This window comes from Caulobacter vibrioides, assembly GCF_002310375.3.
GTDB lineage: Bacteria > Pseudomonadota > Alphaproteobacteria > Caulobacterales > Caulobacteraceae > Caulobacter > Caulobacter vibrioides_D.
In genome coordinates this window covers 2,395,168-2,413,424 of sequence record NZ_CP023315.3, presented here as the reverse complement: position 1 = coordinate 2,413,424, position 18,257 = coordinate 2,395,168, and the positions used below count along the sequence as shown (strand labels likewise).

Genomic DNA, 18,257 nt, shown 5'->3' with positions numbered 1-18,257 from the left:
GGGCGGTCTTTACGCCCCCGTTCGCCGGGGTGCAACGCGGCATGGGCAGGGTTCAAGACATTTTGGCGAAGCTCTGGCGTGTCGTTCTTGCGCGCGGCCGCGCCTCAAGATACCGCTACCATTTGTAGGATCGATCCCGGCCAAACGCGGACGGTCCTCGGGGGAAACGCAGAGGCCGCTCAGCGGCCACGAAGAGGGGGGAATACGGCTGATGAGGCTGAAGATTCTTTATATCGCCCTGGCCGCTTTGGCCCTGGCGATCGGCGCGGCCTCGCCGGGACTGGCGCGCCAGTCGGGCGATGGCGACATCCTGCAACGGGCGATCAACAAGCCTTCGGCCACCTGGGGCGTCTATGGGGCCGGTCAGAAGAGCGCGCCGATCAAGGACAAGACCGTTCAGGGCGGCGCGGCGACGAAGGTCGAAGTGCAGGCCGCCGGCGCCAACCCGTGGGACGTGGGGGCGTCACAGCCTCTGACCGGCAAGATCGCTAAGGGCGACGTTCTGCTGGTGGCCTTCTGGGCCAAGGCCGAAGCCGTCGACGGCGGTCCGGCCAGCGCCGACATTCCGGCCGTCCGGATCCAGCAATCCGCCGCGCCCTATGGCGCCGCGCTGCAGGGCGGGATCAAGGTCGGCGGCGAGTGGAAGATGTACACGGTGCCCGGCCGCGCCCTGATCGACATTCCAGCGGGCGAGGGCGCGGTGGGCCTGCACCTGGGCTCGGCCAAGCAGACGGTGCTGCTGGGCGCGCTGTTCGTGCTGAACTTCGGGCCCGACTACGACCTGCGCAAGCTGGCGGGCGGTTAGAGCCTTGCGCGTCGAAACGGACCCGTTTCGACGCGATAACAAGGCTCTAAATCAAACACTTAGAGCGTGACGAGCGCCGAAACCGGTTCCCACTTTCGGCGTCACGCTCTAGGCGCGAGCGCGGACGATCTCGACGAAACTCGCCAGGTGGCGCGTGATCGCCTGGCGGGTGCGCTCCTCCGTCAGCACGCCATTCTCGATCTTGGTGTGGGCCTGGCCCACCAGGATGTCCGACAGCGGAGCCAGGTCGCAGCCGGCGCGACGCAGATTGAGGCGAAGGGCGTCCTGCGCGCGGACCGTCCCGGTGATCCCGGGGCTGGCCCCCATCGCGCAGGCGATCTTGCCGTCCAGGGGCGCTGGCTTGCCGCGCGAGGCCCAGTCGATCGCGTTCTTCAGCGACGCGGTCAGGCCGCCATTATACTCCGGACAGGCGATCAGCAGGGCGGGCGCGGCGCGAACCGCGTCTTTCCAGGCGACCACGGGTGACGGATCGCCTTGCGCCTCCACGTCCTCGTTGAAGAACGGCAGGTCGTGCAGGCGGAAGATCTCGATCTCGACGCCGGCAGGGGCCAATTCACGCGCCGCACCGAGCAGGGCGGTGTTGTAGGAGGCGGCCCTGAGGCTGCCCGAGACGGCCAGGATTTTCATGGGCGGAGACTAACCCGCGCGGACCCGGATGTCCCCTTGGCCCAGCAGCATCGGCGCCAAGAGCGCCCAGAGTCGGGAAATCTCCTCGGCGGCGGGCGATCCGGGGTCCCACTCGCAGACGGATCGACCATGGGCGATCGACTGCTGGAACGCGGCGCGGGCGCGCAGGCCCACGGCCGCTAGCGGCATGCCCGTGAAGCGCAGGGCCTCGGCGGCCTTCAGCACGGCCGGCGGCTCGACGCCGTTGCGACGCGGCGGGGCCTGACTGAGGACGATCAAGCCCTTCTTGCCCAACCGGCGGACGGCTTCGGCCGAGCGGACGACCGAGGCGATGTCCAGGAAGGTGGGGCGGCAGACCAGCACACAGAGGTCGGCGCAGTTGATCGCCTGCAGCACGTCCGACTCCGGCGAGGCGGGCGTGTCGATGACCAGGGCGTCGAAGTCGGTGTTCTGGGCCTGAACCTGGGTCGAGAACAGCTTTCCGGCGTTGATCTCGGCGACCGTCGGGCCTTCGCCGACGCGGGCTCTCAGGGCGTCCGACGCCGAGCGTTGCTGGTCGATGTCAGCCAGCATGGTGCGAAGGCCGGCCAGGTGGGCCGTGATCGCCAGATTGACCGAGAGCGTCGTCTTGCCCGCGCCGCCCTTGCGGGAAATGACAGCCAGGGTTTTCACGTCCGCGACTCCTTAACAGGCCAAGGTTTGCGGGCCTTGCAGCCTGTGGATAAGTAACGCTGTGATGTGAAGGGCGCGCAACACAAATGTCGCCACGGGCGAATCAGGGCGTCCCCGGATCGCGGTTTAGAGGTAACGGTCGGAAAAACGCCTGTTTCGTTTGCAGGTGTCCGCTCCGCGCCGCTTGACCCCCGACGGCGCTTGGGCGAGGAGGGCCCGTGATCCGCCGCATTCTCGACTTCGTGACCAATATGGACGCCCGCGCCTGGCGCATGGTGGCGGTGTCGTTTGTCCTGTTCGGCGGGGTGGGGGTGGTCTTCCTGTTCGGCGCGCAGCTGCTGGGCGTCAACGGCGAGGCGGCGGTCGAGCACTGGCTGGTCGCCGCAAGCGGCCCTTGGGCGCTGCCCATGGCCATCGCGGTGTTCGCGACCATGGCTTTTCTGGGCGTGCCGCAGTTCGTGCTGATCGCGGCGGCGGTCGTGGCCTTCGGGCCCTGGATGGGCTTCGCCTACAGCTGGGTCGGGACGCTTGTCTCGTCGCTGGTCGGTTTCTGGCTGGGACGAGCCTACGGCGCGCGCATCCTGCGCGACTTCGCCGGCGAGAGCGTCAACAAGTTCATGCGGACGATCGGCAAGAACGGCTTCATGGCCAGTCTGATCGTGCGCCTGGTGCCCAGCGCGCCGTTCATCGTCGTCAACATGGCCGCGGGCGTCACGCCGATGCGGTTGCGCGACTTCATGGCTGGAACGGCGATCGGCATCGTGCCGAAGATCGCCCTGACGGCCTTCGCCGGCAACTCGATCGTTCAGGCCATGCGCGGCGGCGGCAAGCAGCACATCGCCATGATCGCGCTGGCGATCGTGATCTGGCTGGGCATGGGCCTTCTCAGCCGCGCTTGGCTCAAGCGGCGTGAGGCGGGGGAAGCGGAAGAGGGCTGAGCCCCGCCGCCGCATAGGTCGCTTCGCGCCAGGCTTGTACGATCTCGCCGAACCAGCGTGTCCGGGTCTGGTCGTCCATGCCGTCGCTTTCCTCGATCCCGGCGGCCCAGGCCTCGATCACGAACGGCATGAAGGTCCGCGCGGCGTGGCGGCAGGTGGCGCGCGCCGCCTCCGAGGCGTCGGCCGGCGCGGCGACGAAGGGTTCGATCAGGCGGGTCAGCAGGTTCTCTAACGCCGCGCGCCAGACGGCGGCCTCGGGCGCCCCGCGCGCGTCGCGCAGCAGCAGCAACGCCAGCTTGGGGTTAGTGCGAGACATGGTGACCAGCCGGGCGATGCTGGAGCCATAGCCGCCCCAGGGGCGACCGGCTTCGGCTTCGACCCGCGCCAGCATGTCGCCGAACAGGGCGTCGATGAGCGCCTGACGCGAGGCGTAGAGCCGATAGATCAGGATCTTCGCCACGCCCATGCGATCGGCGACATCCTGCATCGTGGCCGCCTGCAGTCCCTTCTCGGCGAAGACCTCGACGGCGGCTTCCAGCACCGCCAGGCCGCGCGCGGCCTTGTCGACGCGCGGCTTCGGCTGGCCAGGGCGGCCTCTCGCCACGCCGGAGGCGGGGGCTTTCGCAACGGAGCTCATCGGTGATATGTAAAATGAAACTATAAAGTTTCAAATAACGGGGAGCGAGATGCGCAAGGGGATGTTCGCGGCCACCGCGCTAGCGATGTTGATGGTGGCCAGCGTGGCCAAGGCCGGGGATCCGGCGTCGCCAATCACCGCCGAGCGGCAGGCGGCCTTCGCCAAGACCCTTCCGATCAATGACCGGCAGGACTTCGCGTTCGCCGACAAGGGCTTCCTGGGCACGCGCGCGGATCCGATCATCCGGCGCGCCGACGGGCAGGCGGCCTGGAACCTCGCCGCCTACGACTTCCTGAAGGCCGAGCCGCCGGCGACGGTGAACCCCAGCCTTTGGCGGCAGGCGCAATTGCTGTCCAAGCACGGGCTCTACCAGGTCTCCGACCGCGTCTATCAGGTGCGTGGCTTTGATATCTCCAACATCACCTTCGTGCGCGGCGACACCGGCTGGATCGTCATCGACCCCCTGACCATGCAGGAGACGGCCCGCGCCGCGCTCGAGCTGGTCAACGACAAGCTGGGTAAGCTGCCGGTCACGGCGGTGGTCTACACCCATAGCCACAGCGACCACTTCGGCGGGGTTCGCGGCGTCGTCGACGAGGCCGACGTCAAGAGCGGCAAGGTCCCGATCGTTGCGCCCAAGGGCTTTATGGAAGAAGTCGCCGCCGAAAACATCCTGGCCGGCAACGCCATGAGCCGTCGCGCCCAGTACCAGTTCGGGGTGATGCTGCCGCCGGGCGTCGAGGGGCAGATCACCGCCGGCATCGGCCAGAACATCGCCCGCGGCTCGATCACCCTGATCCCGCCGACGGTCCTCATCGACCATACCGGCCAGGAACTGACCCTGGATGGGGTGAAGGTGCGGTTCCAGTACACGCCCTCGACCGAGGCTCCGGCCGAGATGAATCTCTATTTTCCAGAGTTGCGCATCCTGGACATGGCCGAGAACGCCAATGTCTCGATGCACAATATCCTGACGCCGCGTGGCGCCCTCGTTCGCGACACCAAGGCATGGGCTGAGGGGCTGACCGAGTCCCTGCGTCTGTTCGGCGACATCTCCGACGTGATGATCACCAGCCACGGCTGGCCGCGCTTTGGCGGGGCGGTGGTCAGGGATTTCCTGGCCGACCACCGCGACGCCTACAAGTATCTGCATGATCAGACCGTGCGGATGATGAACCAGGGCCTGACCGGCGACGAGATCGCCGCAAAGATCCAGCTGCCGCCGACCCTGGCCAAGAACTGGTTCAATCGCGGCTACTACGGCTCGATGAGCTTCAACAGCCGCGCCGTCTATCAGCGCTACATGGGCTGGTACGACGCCAATCCCGCCCACCTGATCCCATCGCCGCCGGTCGATGCCGGCAAGCGCTACGTCGTGGCCATGGGCGGGGCGGCCAAGGTCAAGGCGATGGCCAAGGAGGCGGCCGCCAAAGGCGACTACGGTTGGGCGGCCAGCTTGCTGAACCACGCGGTGATGGCCGACGACGGCGACAAGGACGCCAAGACCCTGTTGGCCGGCGTCTACGATCAGCTTGGCTACCAGACCGAGAACGCGCTCTGGCGGAACATGTATCTGACGGCTTCGGACGAACTGCGCGGCGGGGTTCGAAAGCTGCCGCCGTCGATGGCCCCGCTGGACATGATCGCCGCGCTTGAGAGCCAGATGATCTTCGACGTGCTGGCCATCCGCCTCAACGCCGACAAGGCGGGCGACGCGCGCCTGCGCATGGTGTTCGCCTTCCCCGACCGGAATGAGCGTTTCCTGGTCGAGGTCCGCAACGGCGTGCTGGTCGCCCAGCCTTCGAAAGGCGGAGAGGGCGCGGACGCCACCCTCACGGTCGACAGGTCCGTTTTCCTGGACTCTCTGTTTGGCGGAACATCGCTGCTGCCCAAGATTTTGAAGGGCGAGGTCAAGCTGGAGGGCGATCGCGCGGCGATGAGCCGCCTGGCGGGATGGTTTGACGCGTTCCCCAGCGACTTCCCGATCGTAACGCGCCGCAACTAAGCGGTTGCGAGGAACAAAATTGCGCCATTCGTAGCGGAATGTTCGGGTGGCGCAAATTGCTTGCTCGATTCAGGGGCTATGTGTAGAAAGTCAGGCATGACTGTCGCGCGCGACCTGCTTTCGCTTCGGCTTATCAGCCCCTGGGCGCTCTAGGGGCCGCGCATCGTCGTGGCCGGGCGCACAGGGGATGATTGAACCCGCAGCCCGCACGCAGACACACCCCTTTCGACGAGTACTCCCATGACCACCGCACCCGCTGGCGCTATCAGCAAGCGCGACAACGTCGTCGTATTTGACACCACCATGCGCGACGGCGAGCAGTCGCCCGGCGCGTCCATGTCTCTGGAAGAGAAGCTGGAGCTGGCGAAGATCCTCGAGGAGATGGGGGTCGACGTCATCGAGGCCGGCTTCCCGATCGCTTCGAATGGCGACTTCGAGGCCGTCCGCCAGATCGCCGAACTGATCACCGAAAGCACCGTCTGCGGCCTGGCGCGCGCCGCCGCCGGCGACATCGACCGCTGCGCCGAGGCCGTGCGCCGCGCCAAGCGCGGTCGCATCCACACCTTCATCTCCACCAGCCCCGTACACATGAAGTACAAGCTGCAGATGGAGCCGGACGCGGTTCTGGAGGCGATCACTCGCTCGGTCAGCCACGCCCGCAACCTGGTCGGTGACGTCGAATGGTCGGCCGAGGACGCCACCCGCACCGAGCGCGACTTCCTGAAGCGCTGCGTTGAGGCGGCGATCAAGGCCGGCGCCACGACGATCAATCTGCCCGACACGGTCGGCTACTCGTATCCGTCGGAGTACGGCGAGCTGTTCCGCGACGTGATCACCAGCGTTCCGGGCGCCGACAAGGCGATCTTCTCGGCCCACTGCCACAACGACCTGGGCCTGGCCGTCGCCAACTCGATCGCCGCCATCGAAGGCGGTGCGCGTCAGGTCGAGGTCGCGATCAACGGCATCGGCGAGCGCGCCGGCAACGCCGCGCTGGAAGAGATCGTCATGGCCCTGCGCGTGCGCGGCGACCATCTGCCCTACGGCACCAGCGTTGATCCGGTGCACATCACCCGCGCCAGCCGCTATGTCTCGGCCATCACCGGCTTCCCGGTGCAGTTCAACAAGGCGATCGTCGGCAAGAACGCCTTCGCCCACGAGAGCGGCATCCACCAGGACGGCATGCTGAAGAACGCCGAGACCTACGAAATCATGAAGCCGGAAGACGTGGGGCAGGGCGCCACGAACCTGGTCATGGGCAAGCACTCGGGCCGTCACGCCTTCCGCGAGAAGCTGAAGGCTCTGGGCTACGAGCTGGGCCAGAACGCCCTGAACGACGCCTTCGGCCGCTTCAAGGAACTGGCCGACAAGAAGAAGCACGTCTTCGACGACGACATCGTCGCCCTGGTCGACGACGCCCTGGCGCGCGGCTCGGAAAAGATCCGCGTGTCGCGCCTGCGCGTCGTGGCCGGCACCGACGGCCAGTCGGCCGAACTGACCCTGGACATCGACGGCGTCTCCAGCACGGCCGAGGCCACGGGCGATGGCCCGGTGGATGCGGTGTTCAATGCGATCCACAAGATCGTGCCGCACAGCGCCGCCCTGCGCCTGTTCCAGGTCCACGCGGTCACCGAGGGCACCGACGCCCAGGCCCAGGTCTCGGTGCGGCTGGAAGAGGACGGCCGCATCGCCACCGGCGCGGCCGCCGACACCGATACGCTCACCGCCTCGGCCAAGGCGTACGTCAACGCCCTGAATAACCTCTTCGCCCGCAAGGAGAAGAGCCGGCCCGAGGCGGCGATCGCCAGCGGCTTCTAGAGCGCGATAGCCAAAAGTGGTCGCCGGTTTTGGCGGCCATCGCGCTCCAGGATCAAGCTGTTCGGCGATTGCTGAACGGCCGCGTCGCCAGGATTTCAGCCCCCAGGTGCGCCTGGGGCTGAACGTCCAGACCCAGTTCTCGCAAACCTTCGGCGAGCGCCCTGCGGGGCGCTTCGTCGAGCAGCGCGCTCGCGTCCACGACCAGCGTCCCGCCGGGACGAAGCATCGTGTAGGTCGCGGCGACGGCCGCGCGCGCGTCGTGAGCGGTTGCGCAGTCGATCACAAGCAGCACGTCGCTGCGCTCGTCGGCCGCCCCACAGGTGGCCCGGCGCGCGGCCTCGACGCGCTGATAGCCGCGCCGCCACAGCTGGCACATGGCGTCGCCCGCGCAGGGACCGGCCACGGCGACGAAACACAGCGGCGTGGCCTGGGCGAGCTCGAGCATCCGGTCCAGGGCGGGATTGATCCCGTCGGTTGGCACGCCCAACAGGAACTGGGCGGCTTGCTTCAGGGGGCGAAGCGGGTGGGGCGACATGGTCGAAGCAACCTTCTTTTGACCGGCCCGAGCGTGGGCCGACCCTTCGGTTTTGCGTCCAAGGCCCGCAAGGGCTCCATTCGGAAACAGGCCCTTCGCATAAGGGCCGCATAAGGAACGACGTCATGTTTGGGGAGAATGCCAGCGCCGCTCCGGCCGCCTGGGCGGCGATCCAGGCGCGCACGACGGCGCTCGGCTTCGACATGCCTTCCGAAGCGAACACCGGCGCGCTCCTGCGTCTCCTGGCGGCCTCGAAGCCCGGTGGGCGGATTCTGGAGCTCGGTACGGGCACGGGGCTGGCGACGGCCTGGTTGCTGGCCGGCCTGGATGACTCCGCCAGCCTGGTCAGCGTCGACGTCGACGCAGTCGTGCAGGACGTTGCTCGAGAACACCTGAAGGACGAGCGTTTGCGCTTTGTGCTGGCCGACGGGTTGGACTACGTCCGCGAGCATGCTCCAGGGTCATTTGACATGATCTTCGCCGACGCCTGGCCGGGCAAGTACGAGGGCCTCGACGAGACCTTGGCGTTGCTCAAGCGGGGAGGGGTGTACGTGATCGACGACATGTCGCCGCAACCGAACTGGCCCGAGGGGCATCAGGCGAACGTCGATGGGCTTCTGGCCCGCTTGGAGGCCCGCGCCGATCTGGTCGTGACGCGACTGGCCTGGGCGTCTGGTTTGGTTCTGGCCGCGGTGCGTTGACGACATGATCTGGATTCCGATCACCATCGGCGCGGCCACCTTGCAGGTCGCGCGCAACGCCGCGCAGCGCTCGATCATGGGCGAGGCCGGACCCTGGGGCGCGACCCTGGTGCGGTTTCTGTTCGGACTGCCCTTCGCGACCGTCTTTGCGGCGATCGCTTGGCTGGTGACTCCCGGAGCGACGGCGCATCCCACGGCGCACTTCTGGCTGGCTTGTTTCGCCGGGGCGGGCTTGCAGATCGCGGCGACGGCGGCGCTGTTGACCGCCATGCAGCGCTCGACCTTCGCGCTGGGCACCGCCATGCAGCAGAGCGGTCTTCCGTTCGCGCTGGTCTGGGGCGTGCTGTTCTTTGGCGACCACGTCGGTTTGGTGACCTGGGGCGGCGGGCTGATCGCCTCCTTGGGCCTTGCGATCCTGACCTGGCCGCGCGGCGAGGTCGTCATGCGCAAGGGCGCGGTCTGGGCGGGACTGGGATCGGGCGCGATCTTCGCGCTCAGCGCCAACTGCTTTCGGCAAGCCAGCCTGGCCTTCGAGCCGGCGCATCCGGCCGCTTCGGCCTTGGTGACGGTGATGGTGGTGCAGGCCATCCAGACCGTGGCGCTGACCGGCTACCTCGAATGGCGCGATCGCGGAGCGCTCAAGGCCGTCATCGCGGCGTGGCGTCAGTCGCTGGGGGCTGGATTTTGCGGCGCGGCCGCCTCTGGCCTGTGGTTCACGGCCATGGCGCTGTCGCCGGTGGGGCTGGTCAGGGCGGTCGGCGTGGTCGAAATGCCTATCGCCGCCATCGCCGGACGACGTCTGTTCAAGGAGCGTCTGACGGCCTTGCAGATCGCCGCCGGGGCCATAACGGCCGTCGGCGTCGTCATGGCCGCGCTCGGCTAGATTTCGCCACTTTCGGATGCTTGACCGGCTCGGTTGCAAAAGCCTTCAAAAGCTCCGCGAATAGACCTTGAAATCAACGCTTTCGCAGGGCAAACGGGCGGCGTCAGCGCGTTTCTTGTCGCTTGGACGACGGCGCGGCCAGGGGGCGGCGCTCCCGTCTGGCGACTGGACGCGCGGACCGGATCGAAATCCGCCAAATGCGGGAATCATGTTGTCCTCGCATTGAATTGAAGTAGGAGCCTTTTCTTCTCCGCCGACGCCGTCTCAGAGACGGAATTGGCCCTTCTTCTACGATCTGCCCTTCGATCCGACCGCTCGTTACGCCCCTCCTACCCCTCAGTCAGGGCTTTCAATGTTCTCTTCCCTTTTCGGCGTGATCTCGAACGACATCGCCATCGACCTCGGAACGGCCAACACCCTCATCTACATGAAGGGCAAGGGGATCGTTCTGAACGAGCCGTCGGTGGTGGCGCTGCGCAACGTCGGCGGCCGTAAGATCGTCCACGCCGTGGGTATCGAGGCTAAGCAGATGCTGGGCCGGACCCCGGGGCACATGGAAGCCATCCGCCCGATGCGCGACGGCGTCATCGCCGACTTCGAAGTCGCCGAAGAGATGATCAAGTACTTCATCCGCAAGGTTCACAACCGCAAGGGCTTCGTGAACCCCAAGGTGATCGTGTGCGTGCCGTCGGGCGCCACCGCCGTGGAACGTCGCGCCATCAACGACAGCTGCCTGAACGCCTCGGCCCGCCGCGTCGGCCTGATCGACGAGCCGATGGCCGCCGCGATCGGCGCTGGCCTGCCGATCCACGAGCCGACCGGTTCGATGGTCGTCGACATCGGCGGCGGCACCACCGAGGTGGCCGTGCTGTCGCTGTCGGGCATCGTGTATTCGCGCTCGGTCCGCGTCGGCGGTGACAAGATGGACGAGGCGATCATCAGCTACATGCGTCGTCACCATAACCTGCTGATCGGTGAGACGACCGCCGAGCGCATCAAGAAGGAAATCGGCACCGCCCGCGCGCCGGCCGACGGCGAGGGGCTGTCGATCGACGTCAAGGGCCGCGACCTGATGCAGGGCGTGCCGCGCGAAGTCCGCATCAGCGAAAAGCAGGCCGCCGACGCCCTGGCCGAACCGGTCGGGCAGATCGTCGAAGCCGTGAAGGTGGCCCTGGAAGCCACCCCGCCGGAACTGGCCAGCGACATCGCCGACAAGGGCATCATGCTGACGGGCGGCGGCGCGCTGCTGCGCGGCCTGGACGCCGAAATCCGCGACCATACCGGCCTGCCGGTCACCGTGGCCGACGACCCGCTCTCGTGCGTGGCTCTGGGCTGCGGCAAGGTGCTGGAGCATCCCAAGTGGATGAAGGGCGTCCTGGAATCCACGCTGGCCTAAGCCGGCATTCCTTCTAGAAGCGCCGCGGGGGGCGTCGGGAGAAACTAAGTGCGCTTTCGTGAAGGTCCGCTGGGCGACCTGAAGGTGCCATTGACGTGGACGGCGGCGGTGGCCTTGATCGTGGCCGCCGTCATCGCGGTCGCCTTTCTCCTGGCGGATCGTCGCGAGACGCTCCAGGAGCAGGCCTATGGCGTCACGCGGCAGACCGTCGACACCGTGGCGCGGCCTGTCAGCGGCGCGATCGCCGCGCCGGGGCGTTGGACCGGTCTGGGCCTGGACTATGTCCGCAGCTACTTCTTTACCGCTCACGAGAACCGGCGGCTGAAGGCCGAACTGGCCGAGATGCGTCAGTGGCGCGACCGAGCCCTGGCGCTGCAGGACCAGAACGATCGCTTCAAGAGCCTGCTGGGTCTTCGCACCGATCCGCCGATCCCCATGGCTTCGGCCCGCGTGGTCAGCGACAGCCGCGGCCCGTTCGCCAATACGCGTCTCGCCGACGCCGGCGCCGAGCGCGGGATCCTGGTGGGCAATCCGGTCCTGAACGAGCGTGGCCTGGTGGGTCGCGTCGTTGGGGTGTCGAGCGGTGTCAGCCGTGTCTTGCTGCTGACCGACATCGCCTCGCGCACGCCGGTCATGATCGACCGCACCAATGCGCGCGCCATCCTGACCGGCGATGGCGGTCCCAATCCCAAGCTTGAATACCTGCGCGGGGTCGACCCGATCCAGCAAGGCGACCGGGTCGTGACCTCGGGCGACGGCGGCGTGGTGCCGCGTGGTCTGCCCGTCGGCGCGGCGGTGAAGGGTCTGGATGGCCGCTGGCGTGTCGTGCTGTTCGCCGATCAGGCCTCGATCGACTATGTCCGGATCCTGCTGTTCAAGGACTTCGCCCAGCTAGCAGACGAAAAGCAGCTGCAGGCCCGGTCGCTGCCGCCGGTGACGACCGAAGACCCCCAGACCTCGATCCTGTCGGCCCCCAAGCCCGTCGCGCCGGTCCCATCGCCCTCGGCTCAAGCGCCGAAGCCGCCAGCCCCCGCTGCGCGTCCCCCGGCCGCCGCCACGCCGCCTCAGACGGGAGCGCCCCGATGAGCATGAGCGGCGCTAGGCCTCTCAACCCGGCGCGATGGCTCGGCGTGCCCATGCTGATGTGCATCGGCGCCACCATGGCGTTCGCCGCACCGATCCGGATCTGGGGTCTGCAATTGCCAGAGCCGGTGTTCGCCATGGTCCCGGCGTTCGCGTGGGCGATGATCCGGCCCTCGATCCTGGCGCCGTTCGCCTTGCTGGTGCTGGGGCTGTTCCTGGACATCTTCTGGGGCGGGCCGACCGGCCTTTGGGGCCTGGCCCTGCTGGTCGCCTACGCGATGGTGCTGATCCTGCGCAACGCGATGACCGGTCAGAGCCGGCCGATGATGTGGGCCTGGTTCGCCGGCGTGACCGCGATGGCCATGATCGCCGGCTGCCTGTTCACCATGCTCGACAGCCTGGCCATGCCCAGCCTGCTGGCGGTGTTCTGGCAGTTCCTGGTGACGGCGCTGCTGTTCCCGTTCGCCCACCGCCTGGTCGATCGCTTCGAGGACGCCGACGTGCGGTTCCGGTGAGGCGATGAGCGAACCGTCCATCTTCTTCTTCGAGGTCAACGAGCGTCAGGGCGTGTTCCACCGGCGCGCGTTCCTGCTGGGCGGTCTGACGGGCATGGGCCTGCTGGCGCTAGGGGGGCGGCTGGCGCAACTGCAGCTGGTCGAAGCCCAGCGCTACCAGAAGCTCTCCGCCGGCAACCAGTTCAACTACCGCCTGGTGCCGCCGCCGCGTGGCCTGATCATGGACCGCAACGGGGTGTCGCTGGCGTCGAACCGGCCAAACTTCCGCCTGATGATCAACAAGGACAAGGGCCTGGAAGCTGAGGCCGTCCTCGACGACCTGTCCAAGCTGGTGCCGATCGACGGCACGCGCCGGGCGCGGATCCTTCGAGAACTGGAACGTGCGCCGCGCAAGGCTCCGGTGGTGGTGATGGAGGACCTCTCCTGGGAGGAGTTCTCGCGCGTCAACATCCGGGCGCCGGAACTGCCCAACGTCACCGCCGACATGGGCGAGGTCAGGGTCTATCCGTTCGGCGGCGCCTTCGCGCACGTGATCGGTTATGTCGCCAAGGTGTCGGATCGCGACCTGAAGGCGGCTGAGGGCGACGCCAACCAGGATCAGGATCTTCTGCACCATCCGGGCTTCCGGATCGGCAAGCAGGGCGTCGAGAAGGCGTTCGACAAGGACCTGCGGGGACGCGCCGGCGCGACCAAGGCCGAGGTCGACTCCGTGGGACGCGTCGTGCGCCTCGACCCCGCGGGCGATATCCCGCCCGCGGCCGGCAAGGCCATCCACCTGACGCTGGACGCCGACATCCAGAACCGCGCCCTCGAAGTGATGGGCGAGGAAAGCGGCGCCATCGTCGTGATGGACTGCCGCAACGGCGACCTGCTGTGCATGGCCTCGGCGCCGAGCTTCGACGCCAACCGTTTCGTGCGCGGCCTTTCCGGACCCGAGTACAAGGCCCTGGCCGAGTACGAGCGCAAGCCGCTGCTCGACAAGTCGATGACCGGCCTGTTCCCGCCCGGGTCGACCTTCAAGCCGACCGTGGGCCTGGCCGCCCTGGCCGCCGGTATCGACCCCGACATTCGGATCAACTGCCCTGGCAGCTGGTACTATGGTGGCCGCGTCTGGCGTTGCTGGGAGAAGGGCGGCCACGGCCCCCAGAACATGCACGACGCGATCAAGAACTCGTGCGACATCTACTTCTACCAGACGTCCCTGAAGATCGGTCCCGACGCGATCGCCCGCGCCGCGCGCGCCGTGGGCTTTGGCCAAACCTTCGACATCGGCATTCCCGGCCAGAAGAAGGGCATCGTCCCCGACCGCGAGTGGAAGAAGCGCGCCTTCAAGCGCAATCCCGCCAACCAGATCTGGTTTCCCGGCGAGACCCCCAGCTACGCGATCGGGCAGGGCGCCCTGACGGTCAATGCGCTGCAACTGGCCGTGATGACGGCCCGACTGGCCAACGCCAAGAAGGCGCTGGTTCCGCGCCTGATCAAGTCCATCGGCGATGAGGAGCGTCCCGCCGGTTCGGAAGTGCCGGACCTGCCGTTCTCGCCCGAGCATCTGGCCTATGTGCGTGGAGGCATGGCCGCCGTGGCCAACGACGTGCGCGGCACCGCCTATCGCAACAGTCAGCTGGGGCTGGGCGACGTGCAGATGGCCGGCAAGACCGGCACGGCGCAGGTGCGCAGCTATGACAAGGGCGTCTCGCGCGACAGCAAGGACGTGCGCTGGCGGCTGAAGGACCACAACCTGTTCGTCGCCTTCGCGCCCTATGACGACCCCCGCTACGCGGTCTCGGTCATCATCGAGCACGGTGGTCTGGGCGGCGCCACGGCCGGTGCGCCGCGCGCCCGCGAGGTGATGCGCGTGGCGCTGCTGAAGGATCCCGAGATCCGAGCCCGCATCGAGCGCCCTGCGCCCTTGCCAGAGGCGGTTCCCGAGGCCGAGATCGAAGGCGCCGCGCCGGACGATCCGGTCGAAGCGCCGCCGCCCGTCCCGGGCGCGCCCCCCACGACTCCCGAGGGAGGCCAGATATGACCCTGAGCGGCGGCCTTAGCCGGCCCGGCGAACGCGACCGGCCGACCATCAAGTTCATGGAGATCGACTGGACCTTCTGTCTGGTCCTGTGCCTGATCGCCGGCGCGGGCGCGCTGATGCTGTTCTCGATCGCCGGGGCGTCCTGGGAGCCGTGGGCGGCCAAGCATCTGATCCGCTTTGGCCTCTACTTCATCATGATGGTCATTCTGGCCATGTGTGATCTGCGCTGGTGGTTCATGGCCGCCTATCCGATCTATGTTGTGGGCCTGTTGCTGCTCATCGCCGTCGAGGTCGCCGGCGATGTCTCGCTGGGCGCTCAGCGCTGGCTGTCGATCGGCGGGTTCCGCTTCCAGCCTTCGGAAATCATGAAGATTGGCCTCGTCCTGGCCCTGGCGCGCTACTATCACGGCCTGTCGGCCGACAGCGCCCGGATGTCCTGGCGGCTGCTGATCCCAGCGGGGATGATCGCCGCGCCGGTGCTTTTGGTGGCGCACCAGCCTGACCTCGGCACCGCCATGCTGATCGCGGCGACCGGGCTGTCGATCGTGGTCCTGGCTGGGCTGTCCTGGCGGATCATCTTCGCGGGCATCGCCGCGTTCATGGCCGCGATCCCGCCCTTTGTGTTGTTCGTGCTGCACGACTATCAGCGCAATCGGGTGATGACCTTCCTGAACCCCGAGGCCGACCCGTCGGGCAAGGGCTATCAGATCGTCCAGTCCAAGATCGCGCTGGGCTCGGGCGGCCTGCTGGGCAAGGGCTTTGGCCTGGGTTCGCAGAGCCAGCTGAACTTCCTGCCCGAAAAGCAGACCGACTTCATCTTCGCCACCCTGGCCGAGGAGTTCGGCTTCGTCGGCTGTTTCGCCGTGCTGTTCCTCTATGGCGCGGTGATCTTCATGGCGCTGCGGATCGCCTCGATCAGCCACAGTCACTTCGGGCGTCTGGCCGCCGGCGGCACCATTTCGACCTTCGCAGTCTATGTGCTGATCAATGGCGCGATGGTGATGGGTATGGCGCCGGTCGTGGGCGTGCCCATGCCGATGCTGTCGTACGGCGGCACCGTCATGCTGACGGTGATGATCGGCTTTGGCCTGATCCAGGCCGTCCGCGTGCACCGCTACACCGAAGTGACCAGCGGCAAGGGCTCGCTGGTCTGATGAGCGGGGACGGGGAGGAGTTGCTTCCCGTCGTCGTTACGCCGCGACTTCGGCTCCGCTGTTGGCGTCCGAGTGACGCGGCGGCTCTGTCGGCCAACATGACACCTAAGGTGAGCCGTTGGCTCAGCTCGTGGCCAGATCCGACCCCACCTGAACTGGCGCGACAACGTATTGTCGAGGCGAGGGCAGGCGTAAGCGAAGGCTGGCACGTCAGCTACGCTATCGAGAGATTGTCGGATGATCTGGTGATCGGCGGCTTCGGCGGGGGCGCGAAAGACCAGCGGCTCCGGGTCGAGATCGGCTATCATCTCGCAGAGGGAGCTCATGGCCAGGGCTACATGATGGAGGCCGCTCAGGCAGGTCTTTCCGCCGTTTGGTCACAGCTGCCGGCCGCCGAGACGATCGAAGCCCAGGCTCACCCAGACAACGCAGCCTCGCGAGCGATTCTGTCCAAGCTGGGCATGCGGTTCGTTGGCGAGCGGCCCGTCTTTGCTTCCGCGCGGGGAGTCTGGGAGCCCGGCTGCTGGTACGAGCTCGCGCGACCCGACTGACCAGCGCCGCCTCGATCGCGCGATCCTCGGTTCCGCTTCCGGCGCTCTCTAGCCCGCCTCGTCCAGATAGGCCTTCACCCGCGCGAACAGGTTCTCGAACATCGGCGTGGTCAGGCGGCCGGTGTTCGTGTTGAGGCGCGAGCAGTGGTAGCTGTTGAAGATCCGATAGGGGCCCGCCTGGAACTCCGAGCCATGGCCCGGCACGCCCGCAGAGGCCTTCAGGCCCAGGGTCTTGAGCACATTGCGGCGCGAGACGTCGCCCAGGGTGACGATGACCTTCAGGTTCGGGAACATATCAAGCCGCGCCTTCAGGAAAGGTCGGCAGGCGTTCTCTTCGGAAGTCTCGGGCTTGTTGCCGGGCGGCGCGCAGCGGACCGCGTTGGTGACCGCCGCGTCCACCAGCTTCAGCGAGTCGTCAGGGCGCGCCTCGAACTGGCCGGTGGCGAAGCCGAACTTGATCAGGGTCTCGTAGAGCAGGGCGCCGGCATAGTCGCCGGTGAACGGCCGGCCCGTGCGGTTGGCGCCCTTGCGGCCAGGGGCCAGGCCCACGACCAGCAGCCGCGCGTCCTTGTCGCCGAACGACGGCGCCGGGCCGTTGAACCAGTCTGGGTAGAGGTCCTGGTTCTCACGGCGATAGGCCACGAGGCGCGGGCACAGCGGGCAGTCGCGCGGCGGCTCGGCGGGGTTGGGGACGACCTCACCGACGATGTTGGAAGCCTGGCTCATCTCAATACTCGTCGTCGGCTTCGCGTTCGGCGGGGGTGCGCGTGTCCGACACCTGGCGGGGCTGGACCCGCTGTGGGCGACCAATGATGGTTCCAAGGTCGGCGAGATCCACGAAGTTGTCGGCCTGGCGGCGCAGGTCGTCGCTGGTCATCGGCGGCTGGCTCTTCATCGTCGAGACGACGGTGACCCGGCGACCCTTGCGCTGGACGGCCTCGACCAGGGCGCGGAAGTCGCCGTCGCCCGAGAACAGCACCAGGTGATCGGCGGTCTCGGCGATCTGCAGCATGTCGACCGCAATCTCGATATCCATATCGCCACGCCAGCGCTTGCGGCCCTGGCTGTCGGTGAACTCGCGCGCCGGCTTCGTGACCAGGGTGAAGCCGTTATAGTCCAGCCAGTCGACCAGCGGCCGGATCGGCGAATAGTCGTCGTTCTCGGCGATCGCGGTGTAGTAATAGGCGCGGATGAGAATCCCGCGCTTTTTGAACTCGTCGAGCAGCTTGCGGTAGTCGATGTCGAAGCCCAGCGCCTTGGCGGCGGAATACAGATTGGCCCCGTCGATAAACAGGGCGAGCCGATCGGTCGGATAGAAGGTCACGGTAATTCCTTGAAAAATCAGGTCGTTCGAAATGACTTGGATGAGGCCGTTGTCGTGGCGCTCGGCTGTAATCTGCCGGGAGCCTATCCGAGTCGCGAGGTCTTGTTGGAAGCGGCTTTGACGGCGCTGCCGGAGGTGGGGCTGGACGTCGTCACGCGCTCGACCTGGTGGCGGTCAGCCGCCTGGCCCGACCCGGCGGGGCCGGAGTATCTGAACGGGGTGGCGGTCGTGCGCACCGCCTTGTCGCCGCGCCAGGTCCTGGATGCCTTGCACGACCTGGAGGCGCGGTTTGGGCGGGCGAGGGGAGAGGCCAACGCGCCCCGGACCTTGGATCTGGACCTGATCGCCTATGGTCGCACGGTGGTGGATGGCGATCTGGTCGTGCCGCATCCCCGCGCCCACCAGCGGCTGTTCGTTATGGGGCCGCTCGCCGAGCTCTATTCGGGCTGGATTCACCCGATCACCGGCGAGCCGGCCTTCCGCCTCGCCGCCACGGCGACGGTCGGACGCGACGCGCGACCTGTTGCCGCAGCCTGACAGCAGATCCGCTAAGACAGGCCCGATTGTCT

At 67.3% G+C, this 18,257-nt stretch carries 20 protein-coding genes; 14 read left to right on the top strand and 6 right to left on the bottom strand.

Translation table 11 applies throughout. From position 1 onward, the window contains the following. Nucleotides 1-211 precede the first annotated feature (211 nt). Nucleotides 212-805: a hypothetical protein gene (locus CA606_RS11460; protein WP_096051021.1), complete on the top strand. Its 594-nt coding sequence runs from the start codon at nucleotides 212-214 to the stop codon at nucleotides 803-805. 108 nt (nucleotides 806-913) lie between these two features. Here the strand turns inward: CA606_RS11460 and CA606_RS11455 are convergent, their stop codons facing one another. Together CA606_RS11455 and CA606_RS11450 are read right to left on the bottom strand one after the other, a co-directional pair. Then, on the bottom strand, nucleotides 914-1,453 hold the full coding sequence (locus tag CA606_RS11455; protein ID WP_096051022.1) for an NADPH-dependent FMN reductase: 540 nt from the start codon (nucleotides 1,451-1,453) through the stop codon (nucleotides 914-916). A 9-nt stretch (nucleotides 1,454-1,462) separates the two neighbouring features. Next, nucleotides 1,463-2,125 carry a ParA family protein gene (locus CA606_RS11450; protein ID WP_096051023.1) on the bottom strand — a complete coding sequence of 221 codons (663 nt, stop codon included), beginning with the start codon at nucleotides 2,123-2,125 and terminating at the stop codon, nucleotides 1,463-1,465. A gap of 218 nt (nucleotides 2,126-2,343) precedes the next feature. Between CA606_RS11450 and CA606_RS11445 the strand changes: the two genes are divergently transcribed. Beyond that, the gene (locus CA606_RS11445; protein ID WP_096051024.1) at nucleotides 2,344-3,063 is read left to right on the top strand and encodes a TVP38/TMEM64 family protein; all 720 of its coding nucleotides are present in this window, start codon (nucleotides 2,344-2,346) and stop codon (nucleotides 3,061-3,063) included. On the opposite strand, the gene CA606_RS11440 is transcribed toward CA606_RS11445, so the two are convergent. Beyond that, nucleotides 3,026-3,700, bottom strand: coding sequence for a TetR/AcrR family transcriptional regulator (locus CA606_RS11440; RefSeq protein WP_096051025.1), 675 nt, complete (start codon nucleotides 3,698-3,700; stop codon nucleotides 3,026-3,028). The genes CA606_RS11445 and CA606_RS11440 overlap by 38 nt on opposite strands. 49 nt (nucleotides 3,701-3,749) lie before the next feature. Between CA606_RS11440 and CA606_RS11435 the strand changes: the two genes are divergently transcribed. From CA606_RS11435 to CA606_RS11425, 3 genes are all read left to right on the top strand, one after another. Next, complete coding sequence (locus CA606_RS11435; RefSeq protein ID WP_096051026.1) at nucleotides 3,750-5,705, top strand: alkyl/aryl-sulfatase; 1,956 nt, start codon at nucleotides 3,750-3,752, stop codon at nucleotides 5,703-5,705. A gap of 96 nt (nucleotides 5,706-5,801) precedes the next feature. Beyond that, nucleotides 5,802-5,858 carry a hypothetical protein gene (locus CA606_RS11430; protein WP_127847010.1) on the top strand — a complete coding sequence of 19 codons (57 nt, stop codon included), beginning with the start codon at nucleotides 5,802-5,804 and terminating at the stop codon, nucleotides 5,856-5,858. An 87-nt stretch (nucleotides 5,859-5,945) separates the two neighbouring features. After that, nucleotides 5,946-7,520: a 2-isopropylmalate synthase gene (locus CA606_RS11425; protein ID WP_096051027.1), complete on the top strand. Its 1,575-nt coding sequence runs from the start codon at nucleotides 5,946-5,948 to the stop codon at nucleotides 7,518-7,520. A gap of 52 nt (nucleotides 7,521-7,572) precedes the next feature. Here the strand turns inward: CA606_RS11425 and CA606_RS11420 are convergent, their stop codons facing one another. Further along, the gene (locus CA606_RS11420) at nucleotides 7,573-8,055 is read right to left on the bottom strand and encodes a hypothetical protein (RefSeq protein WP_096051028.1); all 483 of its coding nucleotides are present in this window, start codon (nucleotides 8,053-8,055) and stop codon (nucleotides 7,573-7,575) included. 125 nt (nucleotides 8,056-8,180) lie between these two features. On the opposite strand from CA606_RS11420, the gene CA606_RS11415 reads away from it, so the two are divergent. The 8 genes from CA606_RS11415 (at nucleotide 8,181) to CA606_RS11380 (ending at nucleotide 16,364) form a co-directional block, all read left to right on the top strand. After that, on the top strand, nucleotides 8,181-8,756 hold the full coding sequence (locus CA606_RS11415) for an O-methyltransferase (RefSeq protein WP_096051029.1): 576 nt from the start codon (nucleotides 8,181-8,183) through the stop codon (nucleotides 8,754-8,756). Between the two features lie 4 nt (nucleotides 8,757-8,760). Then, complete coding sequence (locus CA606_RS11410) at nucleotides 8,761-9,639, top strand: DMT family transporter (RefSeq protein WP_096051030.1); 879 nt, start codon at nucleotides 8,761-8,763, stop codon at nucleotides 9,637-9,639. Nucleotides 9,640-9,991: 352 nt separating this feature from the next. Next, the gene (locus CA606_RS11405; protein WP_004623009.1) at nucleotides 9,992-11,035 is read left to right on the top strand and encodes a rod shape-determining protein; all 1,044 of its coding nucleotides are present in this window, start codon (nucleotides 9,992-9,994) and stop codon (nucleotides 11,033-11,035) included. Nucleotides 11,036-11,083: 48 nt separating this feature from the next. Beyond that, on the top strand, nucleotides 11,084-12,121 hold the full coding sequence (mreC, locus tag CA606_RS11400) for a rod shape-determining protein MreC (protein ID WP_096051031.1): 1,038 nt from the start codon (nucleotides 11,084-11,086) through the stop codon (nucleotides 12,119-12,121). Beyond that, nucleotides 12,118-12,633, top strand: coding sequence for a hypothetical protein (locus CA606_RS11395; protein WP_096051032.1), 516 nt, complete (start codon nucleotides 12,118-12,120; stop codon nucleotides 12,631-12,633). The genes mreC and CA606_RS11395 overlap by 4 nt, the downstream gene beginning before the upstream one ends. Before the next feature lie 4 nt (nucleotides 12,634-12,637). Beyond that, entirely contained in the window at nucleotides 12,638-14,659 is a 2,022-nt protein-coding gene (gene mrdA, locus CA606_RS11390) for a penicillin-binding protein 2 (protein WP_096051033.1), read from the top strand. Then, nucleotides 14,656-15,813, top strand: a complete 1,158-nt coding sequence (gene rodA, locus CA606_RS11385; protein ID WP_096051034.1) for a rod shape-determining protein RodA — start codon at nucleotides 14,656-14,658, stop codon at nucleotides 15,811-15,813. The genes mrdA and rodA overlap by 4 nt, the downstream gene beginning before the upstream one ends. Then, a complete protein-coding gene (locus CA606_RS11380) occupies nucleotides 15,813-16,364 on the top strand; it encodes a GNAT family N-acetyltransferase (RefSeq protein WP_096051035.1) in 552 nt (183 codons plus the stop codon). Before rodA ends, CA606_RS11380 begins: the two co-directional genes overlap by 1 nt. 48 nt (nucleotides 16,365-16,412) lie before the next feature. On the opposite strand, the gene CA606_RS11375 is transcribed toward CA606_RS11380, so the two are convergent. Together CA606_RS11375 and CA606_RS11370 are read right to left on the bottom strand one after the other, a co-directional pair. Next, complete coding sequence (locus CA606_RS11375; protein WP_096051036.1) at nucleotides 16,413-17,090, bottom strand: uracil-DNA glycosylase; 678 nt, start codon at nucleotides 17,088-17,090, stop codon at nucleotides 16,413-16,415. 1 nt (nucleotide 17,091) lies between these two features. Continuing rightward, a complete protein-coding gene (locus CA606_RS11370; RefSeq protein ID WP_096051037.1) occupies nucleotides 17,092-17,688 on the bottom strand; it encodes an NYN domain-containing protein in 597 nt (198 codons plus the stop codon). Between the two features lie 36 nt (nucleotides 17,689-17,724). Here CA606_RS11370 and folK point away from each other — a divergent pair, with 36 nt between their 5' ends. After that, nucleotides 17,725-18,225, top strand: a complete 501-nt coding sequence (gene folK, locus CA606_RS11365) for a 2-amino-4-hydroxy-6-hydroxymethyldihydropteridine diphosphokinase (protein ID WP_181242556.1) — start codon at nucleotides 17,725-17,727, stop codon at nucleotides 18,223-18,225. Nucleotides 18,226-18,257: the final 32 nt, after the last annotated feature.

Bases quoted from the DNA above. Each gene is read 5' to 3' on its own strand.
- CA606_RS11460 (WP_096051021.1), top strand. From the start codon at position 212: ATGAGGCTGAAGATTCTTTATATCGCCCTGGCCGCTTTGGCCCTGGCG.
- CA606_RS11455 (WP_096051022.1), bottom strand. From the start codon at position 1,453: ATGAAAATCCTGGCCGTCTCGGGCAGCCTCAGGGCCGCCTCCTACAAC.
- CA606_RS11440 (WP_096051025.1), bottom strand. From the start codon at position 3,700: ATGAGCTCCGTTGCGAAAGCCCCCGCCTCCGGCGTGGCGAGAGGCCGC.
- CA606_RS11435 (WP_096051026.1), top strand. From the start codon at position 3,750: ATGCGCAAGGGGATGTTCGCGGCCACCGCGCTAGCGATGTTGATGGTG.
- CA606_RS11425 (WP_096051027.1), top strand. From the start codon at position 5,946: ATGACCACCGCACCCGCTGGCGCTATCAGCAAGCGCGACAACGTCGTC.
- CA606_RS11420 (WP_096051028.1), bottom strand. From the start codon at position 8,055: ATGTCGCCCCACCCGCTTCGCCCCCTGAAGCAAGCCGCCCAGTTCCTG.
- CA606_RS11415 (WP_096051029.1), top strand. From the start codon at position 8,181: ATGTTTGGGGAGAATGCCAGCGCCGCTCCGGCCGCCTGGGCGGCGATC.
- CA606_RS11410 (WP_096051030.1), top strand. From the start codon at position 8,761: ATGATCTGGATTCCGATCACCATCGGCGCGGCCACCTTGCAGGTCGCG.
- CA606_RS11405 (WP_004623009.1), top strand. From the start codon at position 9,992: ATGTTCTCTTCCCTTTTCGGCGTGATCTCGAACGACATCGCCATCGAC.
- CA606_RS11395 (WP_096051032.1), top strand. From the start codon at position 12,118: ATGAGCATGAGCGGCGCTAGGCCTCTCAACCCGGCGCGATGGCTCGGC.
- mrdA (WP_096051033.1), top strand. From the start codon at position 12,638: ATGAGCGAACCGTCCATCTTCTTCTTCGAGGTCAACGAGCGTCAGGGC.
- rodA (WP_096051034.1), top strand. From the start codon at position 14,656: ATGACCCTGAGCGGCGGCCTTAGCCGGCCCGGCGAACGCGACCGGCCG.
- CA606_RS11380 (WP_096051035.1), top strand. From the start codon at position 15,813: ATGAGCGGGGACGGGGAGGAGTTGCTTCCCGTCGTCGTTACGCCGCGA.
- CA606_RS11375 (WP_096051036.1), bottom strand. From the start codon at position 17,090: ATGAGCCAGGCTTCCAACATCGTCGGTGAGGTCGTCCCCAACCCCGCC.